Origin of the sequence: Streptomyces sp. NPDC058459 (genome assembly GCF_042721685.1) — a bacterium.
GTDB lineage: Bacteria > Actinomycetota > Actinomycetes > Streptomycetales > Streptomycetaceae > Streptomyces.
The window spans coordinates 17,574-30,936 of the sequence record NZ_JBHXLV010000064.1; the positions used below are offsets into that span (position 1 = coordinate 17,574).

Genomic DNA, 13,363 nt, shown 5'->3' on the forward strand with positions numbered 1-13,363 from the left:
GCGTTCAGCTCGGCAGTGCGCTGATGGAGGCGGTCAGGTCCTGGGTGAAGCGTTCCCTGGTCATGTCCGCGAGAGCACCGGAGACGATGACGTAACGGCTGGAGGTCACTCCCACCAGCAGCGCGGCCAGGAACGGCACGCGATGTTCCAGGGCGTGATCGCCCAGCAGCCGGCGGCAGGTTTCGTCGGTGCGCTCCCGCATGGCCACGCGGCGATGGGCTGAGCCAGGGGCTCGTCGGACTCGACGCCGAGCGCTGCGACGGAGCTGGTCCCGGGAACCGCGACCAGGAAGAGCTCGCGGGTTCCGGTGAGGGGGTGCGCGTCGTCCTGGGCCGGCGGGTAGGCGACGTCCAGCCCCGAGAGCTTGCCGGCCACGCACGGGCTGGTGATGCGCCACTTCGCGAGCTAGGAGCAGCGTGCCCGGAGGACGTCCCGGGCCCGTGCGGGGCGCCCGGACCGCCTCCATCACGGTGGTGAACTGGGTGCGGTCGTCCAGCCGTATCCGCCCACGCCACGACACCGGCAGCGATTGAAGAGCCCCCGGAGAGCCACGTCTCGATGGTGCGTGCCGACGGTTCCCGCTGCGGTTGATCTTTCTGCCGCCGCGGTGTTGAGGTGCCTTTCGTTCACGCGGCGTGGATACAGTCAGCAGGACGGAACTGGGCCGTGAGATGCGCTCGCTGGTCGCGTCCGATCAGCGTCGGCACCTCGAGTGGGCTCTGCTGCTGGGAAGCGGACGTTCTGCGGGTGCGCTGAGTCCGGGCGCGGGAATGCCGCCCCCGCCTCGTGACTTCACTGGCCGCACTTCCGTCATCAAGCAACTGAATCGCGAGGCGACACGTCCGGCGAGAGCCCAGCCGGGCGAGTGCGCAGTACGGGTACTGGTCCATCACCTCCGTCGCCCAGGTAGCCGGGCTGCCCAGGCGCGGGTCGTCGGGTGGCCCTTCCCGCACGATCACATCGGCTGCGGCCGGCTCGCCCGGGTCCCGCGTGTCCTCGTGCACCGCCAGATGCGTTTCGCCGTCCGCCGTGTACGGATGCACGGTGGAGCGCTCGACATGGACTCGCCGCCCCCGCACCGAAGTCCGTGCGCGCATCGGGGTGGTGCGGCGAGGCGGCTCGTATGGGGGCAACGGCAACGGTTCCAGCAGGGTGGGTGCCGGGGGTTCCGGAATGCCGAGCAGAGCGTAGAAATTGTGTCGTAGCAAGGCCGCGGACTCACCCGGGGCGGAGCTGACGAACCGGGCCGGGTCGGGGAGTGCGCGGTGCTCCGCGAAGGTTCGGTCCAGTTGGTCTCGTAGAGGGGCGTGCGCATCGAGTTGTGGAGCGCTTCGGACGAACTCCGCCAACGGCGTCTCGGGGTCAAGACGCTCCTGGTCAGCCGCAGCAAGCAACACAGGTATGCCGAGGGCTGCCGCATAGTAGGAGACTGCCCCGAAATCTCCGAGAACGATGTCGGCGGCCAGCAGCGCTTGTCGCCATCCGTGCAGAGGGTCGATGAGAACCAAGCCGTTGCGCTGGGCTCTGTCCAGCCACGCGCGTATTTGTCCGGGGCCGTGTCCGTGCCAGATATTGGGGTGCAGAACGGCTGCGATCCGGTATTCGTCGACGGGCAGCTCCGTCCCCAAGCGCGGAAGAATACTCGGAAGCAGATCCCTCGACCCGCCGTTCCCGAAGAAGCCCTCAGTGTTCCAGGTCGAATTCAGTACGAGGAGACGCTGGCCGCGCCGCACCCCAAGAGCGCGTCTGAATCGCTGCCGGTACGGGCGTCCCGCGAGCATGCGGTCGTAGCAGGGAGAAATGTTATGCAGTTCTCCGCCAAAACTGGCTGAAATTGCCAAATCAATAGGCGCCGCAATAGCCTCTTTCCAGGGCAGGACAGGAAGGCCCATTGCTGAGAAAAGCTCTTGGATTCCACTCTGGAAAGGAGAGGAGCCTGTCGAGGTGACCAGAAGTTGCAGCCGAAGGTCATCGTGGAACAGTGGCAGAACGTCCAGGACGCGGCTGGCGGAGGTCACGTTGTGGACAACGAGAAGCGCTCTACGAGACGCTTTTCTGCTCACCCACCGCTCGGAATGCAGCCCTACGGGCACGCGTACAGTCGAAGGATGATCCGCTGAGAGGATGAGTCTCGCGGGCTGATCTGCGGGTGCGACCGTGGAGGGAAGCTCCGCCCGTACCAACTGAGCGATCGGAGGAGTCGGGAGCGCCGGAGGTGGGTTCAGGAGCCGGTCGGGCCCGGTGGTCACCCGATCGCATCACTGGGCGCGTCATGCGCCGGTCGGATGCGCAGCATGAACTCACCCGATCCCTTGAGAAGGCTGAGTTCTGCGATGGAGAACATATCGTCCGCGGGCACGTGGGCGCGGCGCACCGCATCCACCCTCGCCGTGCTGGCGGTCGCCGGCGTCCTGACCGCGCCCCGCGTCCAGGCGGACGGGGCCGCGCCCCAACCCGCCAGGAGCGGCGTCAAGCCCACGGTGGTCCTGGTCCACGGCACCAACCTGGACGCGTCGTCGTGGGACGGCGTGACCAAGCGGCTGCAGGCCGACGGCTACCCGGTCGTGGCGGTCGCCAATCCGCTGCGCGGACTCGCCTACGACTCGGCCTACACCGCGAGCGTGATCCGTGACATCGACGGTCCCGTCATCCTGGCCGGTCACTCGTACGGCACGTCGGTGGTCAACGAGGCCGCTCTCAACAGCCCGAACGTCAAGGCCATCGTCGCCGTGGCCGGATTCCTGCCCGTCAAGGGGGAAACCACCGGCGGCCTGGTCGGGAAGTACCCGGGCAGCACCTTGGCCGGAACGCTGAAGAAAGTGCCCTACCCGCTGCCCGGTGGCGGCACCGGTACCGAGCTGTACGTCAAGCAGCGACTCTTCCCCCAGCAGTTCGCCCAGGACATCCCGCGTGCCCAGGCCGCCGTACTCGCTGCCGGGCAGCGTCCCGTGGACGCTACGGCGTTGGACGGCGCCTTCACCGGATCGGCCTGGAAGACCGTGCCCGCCTACGACGTGATCACGGTGAAGGACCGCAACATCCCGGTCGCCGTCCAGCGGTGGATGGCGAAGCGAGCCGGTGCCACGACGGTCGAGGTCGACTCCTCCCACGTGGCTCCGGTCTCGCATCCGGACGCGGTGACGGCTGTCATCGAGCGGGCGGCGACCGGGCAGAGCACTGACCGGTCCGCCTCCAAGCTCTCCGGCACCGGACTGTCGCGCACCACCACGACCGCCGCGTGGGCGGCCACCGGGATCACGGCCCTCGGTGCCGGACTCGTCCTCGCCGTCCGCAGGCACCGCCGGACCTGACGCGCTTCCGGGTGCCTGGCACACCTGATGTCGTGTCGTGACGCCTGATTTCCGTGATGACCACGCCAGCGGTGCGCCTTCACCATCCGGCACCATCCGGCACCGGTCGGCCGGCACCGGTTCGGCCGGGAGATCCGCCGCCGGCGGGGGCGCGGTGGCGCCGATCGGCCCGGCCGCCGTGCGGTCACCCCGCAGGCTGGACGTCGCCCAGGGTGAGAACCGGAACGTCGGTGCGACCCGCCAGGTCGCCTGGCGGGATACCGGGGTGGTGGCGCGCGTCGGAGTGCGGCGTCGCCGGGGTGGCCTCGCCGAGGGAGAGCCGTGACACGATGCGGTAGCGGTCGCCGCGGTAGACCGAGCGGACGTATTCCACCGGGCGCGCGGTGTCGTCCTGGGTGAGTCGTTCGAAGAACAGCGCGGGCGACAGCACCGGGACGCCGATGAGACGGGCCTCCTCCTCGTTGGTGACGGTCGGCTCGATGGACTGGACGGCATCGCGGACGCGGACGCCGTACCGGTCGCCGAGCATGTCGTAGAAGTCCCCCGACTCCATGTCGGCGACGCGGAGGCCGGGCACCAGGGCGGCCGGGACGTGCAGGTACTCGATGGCCATCGGCTCGGCGTCGACCAGCCGCAGCCGGGCGATGTAGGTGATCTCGGCTGCGGGCGAGATGCGCAGCTTCCGGCCGACGCGGGCACCGGCCTGTACGACGGTGAACTCCAGGACCCGGCTGGCCCAGCTCCCGTCGGCCTGGGGGAGGCGGTGCGCGTCGCGGGCCGGAGTGAGTTCCTGCGTTATCTTCGCTCGGGCGACGAACATGCCGCGTCCGTGTTCGCGTACCAGCAGACCCTTGGTGACCAGTTCGTCCACCACCGCGCGCAGCGTCGGCCGCGAGACACCGAGCCGGTCGCAGAGCTTGCGCTCCGACGGGATCGGATCGCCGGACATGCGGGACTCCAGGAGTTCCATGAGGTGGTCCCGGACGCGTTCGCTCTTGAGAGCGGAACGCGGCGGCTCGCTGGCCATGTCGTGGATCATCCCCCTAAACGGGCCGTGCTGTCCATATGAGGTTATCCGTATCTTGACCAGCACGCCAGGGACTGGTCAACCATCCGGCCGGCGTACCCGCCGGATCGCTTCGTCGCCGCTTCTGCCAAGTTCCCGCCACCGAGATCGCGGAACCGCTCCCACCATGGCTTCACAGGACTCCGGTACGGGTTTCTGCGCGGACTCTTGACGGCACCAGTGGTCTATGCCAACTTCTCTCACCAGCACCAGACCAGTTGTCAAGTGGTAAGTTCCCGCCGCCGTCCTTGAGGTGACTTGTTGATGAGAATCAGATTCATTCCCGGCGCCGCAGTCCTCGCCCTGACGTGTGCCGGCCTCACCGCCTGCGGCTCGTCGTCGGACTCCTCCTCCGACAACTCCGGGAAGCCGGCCAAGCTCACCGTGTGGATCATGCGTGACAGCGTGTCCGACGGCTTCCTCAGCCGATTCAAGACCGACTTCGAGTCCCGTCACAAGGGCACCACGCTGGACATCCAGATCCAGGAGTGGGACGGCATCGGCCAGAAGATCACCAGCGCGCTGGCCAGCAAGGACGCGCCCGACGTGGTGGAGGTCGGCAACACCCAGGTCGCCCAGTACGCCGCCAGCGGGGGTGTGCAGGACCTTACGGACAAGACCGCCGACCTCCAGGGGAAGGACTGGATACCCGGCCTCGCCGAGCCGGGCAAGATCGACGGCAAGCAGTTCGGCATCCCGTGGTACGCGGCGAACCGCGTGGTGGTCTACAACAAGGACCTGTTCGCCAAGGCGGGCATCACCACACCGCCCAAGACCCGCGCCGAGTGGATCAAGGACACCGCCAAGCTCAACCGTAACGGCGTCGACGGCATCTACCTGCCGGGCCAGAGCTGGTACGCGCTGGCCGGCTTCATCTGGGACGAGGGCGGCGACCTCGCGGTCAAGGGCTCCGACGGCAAGTGGCAGGGCTCCCTGAACACCCCGCAGGCCAAGGCAGGCATCGGGTTCTACAAGCAGCTCCAGGCCCTGGGCAAGGGCCCCAAGGACTCCGACGAGGCCAAGCCGCTGCAGGCGGACGTCTTCGCCAAGGGCAAGAGCGCGCAGATCATCTCGGTGCCCGGCGGTGCCGACGCGATCACCAAGGCCAACCCCAAGCTGAAGGACAAGATCGGCTTCTTCCCGATCCCCGGCAAGACCGCGGACCGGCCGGGCGCGGTCTTCACCGGCGGCTCCGACCTGGTGATCCCGGTCGCCTCCCAGCACCAGGCGCTCGCCTACCAGGTGGTCAAGGCGCTGGCCGGCACCAAGTGGCAGACGGACATGGCCAAGGAGATGAGCTACGTGCCCAACCGCACGTCGCTGGCGGACGTGCTCTCGGGCAACCTCGGCGCCTCGGTCATGGCCGTGGGCGCGGCCAACGGCCACGGCACGCCCAACTCCCCGAACTGGGCCGCCGTCGAGGCGAACAACCCGATCAAGCAGTACATGACCCAGGTGCTCACCGGAGCCGACCCGGGCGCCGCCGGGAAGACCGCCTCCGAGGCGATCTCCAAGGCACTCAACACGGCTTCCTGAAGCCGCGGACCCACGCCCCGCCCAGAGCCATCAGGAGACCGCCGTGCTCACCGCTCCTCCCGCCGCGCCCCGACCGGCCGTCATGGACCCGCCCCCGCGACCGGCGCGGCGGCGGTTCGCGGGCCGCCGCCGGCCCGCCGCAGTCTGGCCGTACCTGCTGATCGCCCCGACCGTGCTCGGCGCCGCCTTCCTGCTGGTCTACCCGCTGGTCAGGAACGCGGTGATGTCCTTCCAGCATTTCGGGCTCGCCGAGCTGATCCGTGGCGGCGCCGGCTGGGTGGGGTTCGCCAACTACCGTACGGTGCTGGAGGACCCGGAGTTCTGGACGGTGGTGAAGCGGACCTTCTGGTGGACCGGGCTGAACGTGGCGCTGATCATGCTGTTCGGCACGCTCGTCTCGCTGATGCTGGTGCGCCTGGGGCGCTGGATGCGGCTCGCGGTGATGAGCGCGCTGGTGCTGGCGTGGGCCACACCGGTGATCGCGGCGACCACCATCTTCCAGTGGCTGTTCCAGTCCCGGTTCGGAGTGGTCAACTGGCTGCTGGTAAAGCTCGGCTTCGACTCCTACCGCGACTACACCTGGTTCGCGCACGGCGGCGCGACCTTCGCCATCCTCGTCACCCTGGTCCTCTGGCAGTCCGTACCGTTCGCGGCGCTGACGCTGTACGGAGGGCTCACCGCCATCCCGGGGGAGCTGTACGAGTCGGCGCGCATCGACGGCGCCGGCGCCTGGCAGATCTTCAGGCTGGTCACGTTCCCCATGCTGCGGCCTCTCTTCGCACTGGTGACGTCGCTGGAGGTGATCTGGTGCTTCAAGTGCTTCGCGCAGATCTGGGTGATCAGTGAGGGCGGCCCGAACGGCGCCACCACCACCCTGCCCGTCTACGCCTTCCAGATCGCCCAGTCCCTGCACAAGTACGACCTGGGGTCGGCGGTCTCCACGCTCACCGTACTGATCCTGCTCGGCGCGCTGGTGTTCAACCTGCGCCGGATGTTCCGTCAGGAGGGCGCGCTGTGAGCACGACGATTCCGCGCTGGGCGGCACGACGCCCGGCCACCGGGCGGCCTCCGCGCCGGCTGCTGCTGAACCTGGTGGCGCTCTTGACGGTGGCGTTCTCCGCCTTCCCCGTCTACTGGATGGTCATCACGGCGCTGAAGCCGACCGCCGACATCCAGTCCGACACCCCCTCGTTCCTGCCGCTGCACCCGACGGTGGCGCACTTCAGGACCGCCGTGCACGCCGACGGCTTCGGCACCTTCTGGCGCAACAGCCTGACCGTGACACTCGGCGCGGTGCTGATGTCGCTGGTGGTCGCGCTCCTCGCCGCGTTCGCGGTGGGCAGGATGCGGTGGCGGGGGCGGCGGGCCTTCCTGCTGCTGGTGTTCACCGCCCAGATGGCGCCCTGGGAGGCGCTGCTGATCCCGATGTACGTCATCGCCCGCGACACCGACATGCTCGACGGGCTGCCCATGCTCACCCTCGTCTACTTCATGACGACGCTGCCCTTCACCATCGTCACCCTGCGCGGCTTCCTCGCCGCGATCCCGGTGGAGCTGGAGGAGGCGGCGCAGGTCGACGGCTGCACCCGGCCGCAGGCGTTCCGCCGGGTGACCTTCCCGCTGCTGGCGCCGGGCCTGCTGTCCACCTCGCTCTTCGGCTTCATCACCGCCTGGAACGAGTTCGCCTTCGCCAACACGCTGATCGTCAAGAACCAGGATGCCCGCACCCTTCCGGTCTGGCTCTCCTCCTTCAGCAACGTCTTCGGCACCGACTGGGGCGCCACGATGGCCGCTTCCTCGCTCTTCATGCTGCCGGTGCTGCTGGTCTTCCTGGTCCTGCAGAACCGCGTCACGTCCGGAATGACCGCGGGCGCCGTCAAGGGCTGACGCCAGGCGCGCCACCGACCCCGCCCGCTTCCGCCGCCCCCGAACCGAAGGCCCCGCTGTGATCATTCCGCACCCCACCCACTTCGTCCCGATCCCCGGACACTTCACCTTCGACAGTTCGACGGCCGTGCGCGCCGAAGGTGAGGCGCGAGGCGCGGCCAAGCTGTTGCGGACGCTGCTGGCCCCGGCCACCGGACTGGCGCTGCCGGCCTCGAAGACCGGCACCGTGGTGATCGTCCTCGACCCCTACCTCCGGGGTCTCGGCGCCGAGGGGTACGGGCTGACCATCGCCCCGGACGCCGTACTGCTGCGGGCGGCCCGCCCGGCCGGCCTGCTCAACGGCGTACAGACGATCCGGCAGTTGCTGCCCGCCGAGGCGCTGTCGCCCCGGCCCGTGGCCGGGGTGCCCTGGCGGATGCCGTGCGGGCAGATCACCGACGTGCCGCGGTACCGCTGGCGCGGGGCGATGCTGGACGTGGCGCGGCACTTCCAGCCGGTGTCGGTCCTGCGGAGGTTCGCCGACCTGCTGGCACTGCACAAGATGAACACCCTGCACCTGCATCTCACCGACGACCAGGGCTGGCGGATGCCGGTCTCGGCGTACCCGCGACTCACCGAGGTCGGCGGAGTCCGCTCCCGGACTCAGCTCGGCCCGGCCGGCAGCGACCAGTACGACGACACGCCCCATGGCGGCGCCTACACCGCCGAGGAGTTGCGCGGCCTGGTGGCGTATGCCGCAGAGCGCGGGGTCACCGTCGTGCCGGAGATCGAGATGCCCGGCCACGCGCGGGCCGCCCTCGCCGCGTACCCGGAGCTGGGCAACTTTCCCGAGCGGCGGTTGGACGTGTGGACGCGGTGGGGCGTGTGCGAGAACGTCCTCGGCGTGCACGACGGGGTCCTGGAGTTCTGCCGGACGGTTCTCGGCGAGGTGATGGACGTCTTCCCGTCTCCCTATGTGCACATCGGCGGCGACGAGTGCCCGGCGGCCGAGTGGGAGTCCAGCCCGGTGGCGTTGCGCCGCACCGCCGAACTGGGGCTGGCCGCGCCCAAGGCGCTGCACGGCTGGTTCCTGGGCCGGATCGGCGCGTTCCTGCAGGCGGCCGGCCGCCGGCCGCTGTGCTGGGCTGAGGACTCCGGGGTACTGCCGCCGGACTTCACCGTGATGCCCTGGCGGGACACCGCGCACGGCCTGGCCGCGGCCCGGCGCGGCCATGACGTGGTGATGGCGCCCTACCGCTCCACCTACCTGGACTACCCGCAGTCGGACGACCCGGGCGAGCCACTCGGCCAGCCGGGTGTGGTGGACCTGTCGGCCGCACACCGCGGCGGCGCTCCCACCGACTGGGACCCGGAGTCCGCGGCCCGGGTGCTCGGCACCCAGGGCCAGTTGTGGAGCGAGTTCATCCGCACCCCCGCGGAGATCGAGTACCTGGCCTTCCCCCGGCTGGCCGCGCTCGCCGACCGGGCGTGGAACCCGGCGAGCCGGTGGTCGACGGACTTCCTGCCCGCCCTGCGCGTCCACGAGACGCGCCTCACCGCACTGGGCGTGACCCACCGGGCGACCCCGCCCCGGCGCAGCGTCTCCCTCCCCGGCACCACCCTCCACTGAACGCCCGCGCGCAGCGTGGGAGATCACGGAAACACCCGACCCGCACCGTCGAAAGGGATCACCGTGTCAGGAAAGTTCCGCGTATCCGCCAGAACCAGAACCGCGATCGCGGTGTGTTCGGCAGCCGGCCTCGCCTGTGCCGTGCTGACAGCGCTGCCGGCGTCGGCCGCCGACGACTCGCTCGTCGCGCAGTACCGTACGAGCGCCTCCGGGGCCACCGCCGATCAGTCGGAGCCGTGGCTGAAGGTCACGAACACCGGCAGCACCACCGTGCCGCTCAACCGTGTCACCGTGCGCTACTACTTCAAGGCAGACGGGCCGAACACCAACTACCGCTTCGCCTGCTCGTGGGCGGTGAAGGGCTGCTCCAACGTCACCGGCACCTTCGGGACGCTGGCCCACCCGACGGCGAACGCCGACCGCTACCTCGAGATCGGCTTCACCTCCGGCGCGGGCTCGCTCGGCCCGGGTCAGAGCACCGGCGACCTGCAGCTGCGGTTCTACCGCGCGGATTGGCAGAACCTCACCCAGTCCGACGACTACTCGTTCAGCGGCTCGCAGCCCGCGTACGCCGACTGGACGAAGGTCACCGTGCAGGCGAACGGCTCCGTGGTGTGGGGCACCGCACCGGCCGGCAACGACCCGACGACACCCACCGACCCGCCCACCGATCCGCCGACTCCCGGCAACCCGAACGCGCCGACACTGTTCGACGACTTCAGCTACTCCAGCAGCTCCGACGCGGCTGTGGCGCAGCACGGCTGGACCGTGAAGTCCGGTCAGGGCGGTCCGGGTGTGCCCGGCGCGACCTGGTCGCCGTCGGACGTGACCTTCGTCGGGGACGGCGCGGGCGGCAACAAGGTGCTCAACCTCAAGCTCACCACCGACGGCACGGCATCCGGCACCCGTGAGACCGAGATCCAGACCACCGACAGGAAGTTCAAGAACGGCACCTACGCGGCCCGGGTCAAGTTCAACGACACCCCGACCGGCGGCCCCGACGGCGACCACGTCAACCAGACCTTCTTCACCTTCACGCCCCTGAAGGCGCCGATGGACCCGGACTACGGCGAGCAGGACTTCGAGTACCTGCCCAACGGCGGCTGGGGCGAGACCCAGAACATCATGTACGAGACGTCCTGGGAGACCTACAACCCCGACCCGTGGAACGCGGTCAACGCCCACGGCCAGCAGTACGCCAGCTACGACGGCTGGCACGACCTCCAGATCACCGTCGACAACTCCAACATCACCTACTACATCGACGGCCAGCAGGTGGCGCAGCACGGTGAGCCCTACCTGCCCGAGACCCCGCAGTGGATCGACTTCAACCACTGGCTGATCGACCTCTCGGGTCAGACGAGCAACACGTCACGCTCGTACAACGAGCAGGTCGACTACGTGTACTTCGTCAAGGACCAGGTGCTCACCCCGGCCCAGGTGAAGTCCACGGTCTCCGGGCTGCGGACGGCCGGAACGGCGTTCAAGGACACCGTCCCGGCGAGCTGACCGCGCTGACTCCGCCCGCCGCCGGGACGCCGTCGGCGGGCGGGTGCGTGCCCGCTCTCAAGGGCGGCCGACGGCCGTCCGCGTGTCGCCATGGGCCTCGGACAGGCGAAGGGCCGCTTCCTCGGCCGTGCAGTGGGCGAGGAGCATCACGACGGCGGTCTTGGCGTGGCCGCCCGCGTCCCGCAGGGCCGCCGCCGCGGTCTCGGAGGTCGTGCCGGTGGCCTGGACGACGATGCGGCGGGCCCGGTCGACGAGCTTGTCGTTGCTCGCCCTGACGTCGACCATGAAGTTTCCGTAAGCCTTGCCCAGGCGCACCATCGAGGCGGTCGAGAGCATGTCGCAGACCATCTTCTCGGCGGTGCCGGCCTTGAGCCGCGTCGACCCCGTGAGCACCTCGGAGCCGGTGGGGACCTCGATCGGGATGTCGGCGTACCGGGTCACGACCGCGTCGCGGTCGCAGGCGACCGTCAGGGTGACTGCACCCTTGGCCGCGGCGTGTTCCAGGCCGCCGATGAGGTAAAGGGTGCGGCCGCTGGCGGCGAGGCCGACCACCGTGTCCCGTTCGTCCAGGCCGATTTCGTCGAGGTCGGCGACCGCCCTTCGGGGTTCGTCCTCCGCACCCTCGACCGCCGTGACGAAGGCACCCGGGCCGCCGGAGAGCAGCCCCACCACCTGCTCGGGGGCGGTGCCGAAGGTCGGCGGGCACTTGACGGCGTCGAGCAGGCCGATGCGGCCGCTGGTGCCCGCGCCCAGGTAGATGAGCCGTCCGCCGTGACGCAGCGACTCGGTGATCGCCTCGACGGCGGCTCCTATCTGCGGGAGAGCGCCGCGACGGCGACTGTCCGGTCCTCGTCATTCATGACCGAGAGCAGTTCGGTGACCGACATGCGGTCCAGGCCGGCGGTCCGCTCGTTGCGGGTCTCGGTGCCGAGTGTGCTCAGGTCCACGGCGCGGTCGTCCTTTCAGGTGATGCGTGCCGCGGAAGGGGGGAGGCCGGGGGCCGGCGGTCAGTCCTCGGCCGAACCGCGACGCCGCGCCGGCCGGCACCTGCGCCGCTGGAGCGCCCCGTAGGTCTTTTCCAGCGCCGCGGTCGCGACCTCGTAGGACCGCTGTGCGACGCCGACGAACAGGCAGTCGACCAAAGCTAGTTGGGCGATGCGGCTGACGGTCGCGCCGGAGCGGAACGGGGTCTCCCGGGCGCAGGTCGTCAGAAGGAGGTCCGCGCCCTGTGCGAGCGTCGAGCGCGGGGCGTTGGTCAGAGCGATCGTGGTGGCGCCGTTCTCCGCGGCGGCCTGGAGCGGCTCGACGGTGTCCTCGGTCTCGCCGGAATGCGAGATGGCCAGGGCGACGTCGCCGGGTCCGAGGAGGGCGGCAGCGGTGAGCGCGGCGTGCCGATCGGTCCAGACGAAGGCCACTCGGCCGATGCGGTGCAGTTTCTGGTGCAGATCCTGGCCCACGAACGCGCTGGCGCCGACGCCGAAGATGTCGACTCTGCGGGCTTCGGCGACGACGTCCACGGCCCGGCCCAGCACAGCGACATCCACTCCGGCCCCGGTGTCCTCCAGGGCGTGGACCTCGTTGTAGATGATCTTGCTGACTATGTCGTCCAGGGTGTCGGTGGCGCTGATGCCGGTGCCGGGTGCCGGGCGACGGCCGCTCAGAGCGTCCTCGCGCGCCGCGGCCGCGGCCAGGGCCAGGCGTAGATGCGGGTAGCTGGTGATCTCGATCGCCCGGCAGAAGCGCATCACCGTCGCCACCGAGGTGTCGGCGCGTCCGGCGAGGGCGCTGATGGCCAGCTCCGCCGCCTCTGCCGGGTCCGCCAGGACCGCCTCGGCCACACGCCGCTCCGACGGGGCGAGGGACGGCATCGTCGCGCGTATGCGCGCCAGCGTCCGGGCGGCGGGAGTGCCCTCCGCGGGCTGGGCCGGTGAGCCGGGTGGTTCCCTGTGGGCCATCTCGGGGTCATCCCTCCTGCGTGGAGGCCCCAACGTAACTACGCGCCCGGCGTCACGTCAAAAAGTTACGCATAAATCCACGTGACGTAACTTATTGACACCCGGACGCGATCGTTCCGATACTCGCTGGACCGCGACCGGTCGGTCGGTGGCCCGGCGGCCGTCCCGTGACCGACCGGGCGACGACATCCCCTGTGACACGGAGGCGTGCCGTATGACAGCAGCAGTGGCCGTGGACCTGGGCAAGACCGGCTGCCGGGCCGTGTGGTGGGCCGGTGGCGACGGTCCACCCCAGCACCTGAACGAGGTGCCCGGAGCCCCAGGGCTGGCCGCCGACGGCGGAGTGGCGGCGGCCCGTGCCGCCGTGCTCGCCGCCGTCCTCCCCCTCCTCGGACGGGAACCCGCGGTTCGCCCCGCGGTCGTCTGCGTGGGCGCCGCGGGGGCGGCATCCGCACCGGAGGCCGCCCGTGCCCTGGCGCTTCTCCTCCTG

General features: G+C 69.9%; 12 protein-coding genes and 1 pseudogene. 7 read left to right on the forward strand and 6 right to left on the reverse strand.

Annotated features, from left to right (window positions below):
• Positions 1–4 precede the first annotated feature (4 nt).
• Both ACFWN1_RS14830 and ACFWN1_RS14835 read right to left on the reverse strand, forming a co-directional pair.
• A complete protein-coding gene (locus ACFWN1_RS14830) occupies positions 5–208 on the reverse strand; it encodes a hypothetical protein (protein ID WP_384361487.1) in 204 nt (67 codons plus the stop codon).
• Positions 209–626: 418 nt separating this feature from the next.
• The gene (locus tag ACFWN1_RS14835) at positions 627–2,018 is read right to left on the reverse strand and encodes a hypothetical protein (RefSeq protein ID WP_384361490.1); all 1,392 of its coding nucleotides are present in this window, start codon (positions 2,016–2,018) and stop codon (positions 627–629) included.
• A gap of 315 nt (positions 2,019–2,333) precedes the next feature.
• On the opposite strand from ACFWN1_RS14835, the gene ACFWN1_RS14840 reads away from it, so the two are divergent.
• A complete protein-coding gene (locus tag ACFWN1_RS14840) occupies positions 2,334–3,311 on the forward strand; it encodes an alpha/beta hydrolase (RefSeq protein ID WP_384361493.1) in 978 nt (325 codons plus the stop codon).
• A gap of 184 nt (positions 3,312–3,495) precedes the next feature.
• Here the strand turns inward: ACFWN1_RS14840 and ACFWN1_RS14845 are convergent, their stop codons facing one another.
• Positions 3,496–4,338: a GntR family transcriptional regulator gene (locus tag ACFWN1_RS14845; protein ID WP_384361495.1), complete on the reverse strand. Its 843-nt coding sequence runs from the start codon at positions 4,336–4,338 to the stop codon at positions 3,496–3,498.
• A gap of 303 nt (positions 4,339–4,641) precedes the next feature.
• Here ACFWN1_RS14845 and ACFWN1_RS14850 point away from each other — a divergent pair, with 303 nt between their 5' ends.
• The 5 genes from ACFWN1_RS14850 (at position 4,642) to ACFWN1_RS14870 (ending at position 10,918) form a co-directional block, all read left to right on the forward strand.
• Positions 4,642–5,913, forward strand: coding sequence for an extracellular solute-binding protein (locus ACFWN1_RS14850; RefSeq protein ID WP_384361498.1), 1,272 nt, complete (start codon positions 4,642–4,644; stop codon positions 5,911–5,913).
• Positions 5,914–5,995: 82 nt separating this feature from the next.
• Complete coding sequence (locus tag ACFWN1_RS14855; RefSeq protein ID WP_384361510.1) at positions 5,996–6,931, forward strand: carbohydrate ABC transporter permease; 936 nt, start codon at positions 5,996–5,998, stop codon at positions 6,929–6,931.
• 119 nt (positions 6,932–7,050) lie between these two features.
• Positions 7,051–7,800 carry a carbohydrate ABC transporter permease gene (locus ACFWN1_RS14860; RefSeq protein WP_384361513.1) on the forward strand — a complete coding sequence of 250 codons (750 nt, stop codon included), beginning with the start codon at positions 7,051–7,053 and terminating at the stop codon, positions 7,798–7,800.
• 58 nt (positions 7,801–7,858) lie between these two features.
• A complete protein-coding gene (locus tag ACFWN1_RS14865) occupies positions 7,859–9,409 on the forward strand; it encodes a beta-N-acetylhexosaminidase (protein WP_384361500.1) in 1,551 nt (516 codons plus the stop codon).
• 63 nt (positions 9,410–9,472) lie between these two features.
• Positions 9,473–10,918 carry a cellulose binding domain-containing protein gene (locus ACFWN1_RS14870; RefSeq protein WP_384361503.1) on the forward strand — a complete coding sequence of 482 codons (1,446 nt, stop codon included), beginning with the start codon at positions 9,473–9,475 and terminating at the stop codon, positions 10,916–10,918.
• A gap of 57 nt (positions 10,919–10,975) precedes the next feature.
• On the opposite strand, the gene murQ is transcribed toward ACFWN1_RS14870, so the two are convergent.
• The 3 genes from murQ to ACFWN1_RS14885 are packed head-to-tail and all read right to left on the reverse strand — an operon-like array spanning position 10,976 to position 12,873.
• Positions 10,976–11,731 (reverse strand): N-acetylmuramic acid 6-phosphate etherase, encoded by a 756-nt coding sequence (gene murQ / locus ACFWN1_RS14875; RefSeq protein WP_384361516.1) that lies wholly within the window; start codon positions 11,729–11,731, stop codon positions 10,976–10,978.
• Positions 11,728–11,865 carry a hypothetical protein gene (locus tag ACFWN1_RS14880; protein WP_384361505.1) on the reverse strand — a complete coding sequence of 46 codons (138 nt, stop codon included), beginning with the start codon at positions 11,863–11,865 and terminating at the stop codon, positions 11,728–11,730. Before ACFWN1_RS14880 ends, murQ begins: the two co-directional genes overlap by 4 nt.
• A 60-nt stretch (positions 11,866–11,925) precedes the next feature.
• The gene (locus ACFWN1_RS14885) at positions 11,926–12,873 is read right to left on the reverse strand and encodes a MurR/RpiR family transcriptional regulator (RefSeq protein ID WP_384361507.1); all 948 of its coding nucleotides are present in this window, start codon (positions 12,871–12,873) and stop codon (positions 11,926–11,928) included.
• 214 nt (positions 12,874–13,087) lie between these two features.
• Here ACFWN1_RS14885 and ACFWN1_RS14890 point away from each other — a divergent pair.
• Positions 13,088–13,363 (forward strand): annotated as a pseudogene (locus ACFWN1_RS14890) (ATPase); the annotation flags it as partial.

Excerpts from the sequence above, each read along its gene's own strand:
- ACFWN1_RS14860 (WP_384361513.1), top strand. The coding sequence starts at position 7,051 with ATGGTCATCACGGCGCTGAAGCCGACCGCCGACATCCAGTCCGACACC.
- ACFWN1_RS14850 (WP_384361498.1), top strand. The coding sequence starts at position 4,642 with ATGAGAATCAGATTCATTCCCGGCGCCGCAGTCCTCGCCCTGACGTGT.
- ACFWN1_RS14840 (WP_384361493.1), top strand. The coding sequence starts at position 2,334 with ATGGAGAACATATCGTCCGCGGGCACGTGGGCGCGGCGCACCGCATCC.
- ACFWN1_RS14885 (WP_384361507.1), bottom strand. The coding sequence starts at position 12,873 with ATGGCCCACAGGGAACCACCCGGCTCACCGGCCCAGCCCGCGGAGGGC.
- ACFWN1_RS14855 (WP_384361510.1), top strand. The coding sequence starts at position 5,996 with ATGGACCCGCCCCCGCGACCGGCGCGGCGGCGGTTCGCGGGCCGCCGC.
- ACFWN1_RS14845 (WP_384361495.1), bottom strand. The coding sequence starts at position 4,338 with ATGGCCAGCGAGCCGCCGCGTTCCGCTCTCAAGAGCGAACGCGTCCGG.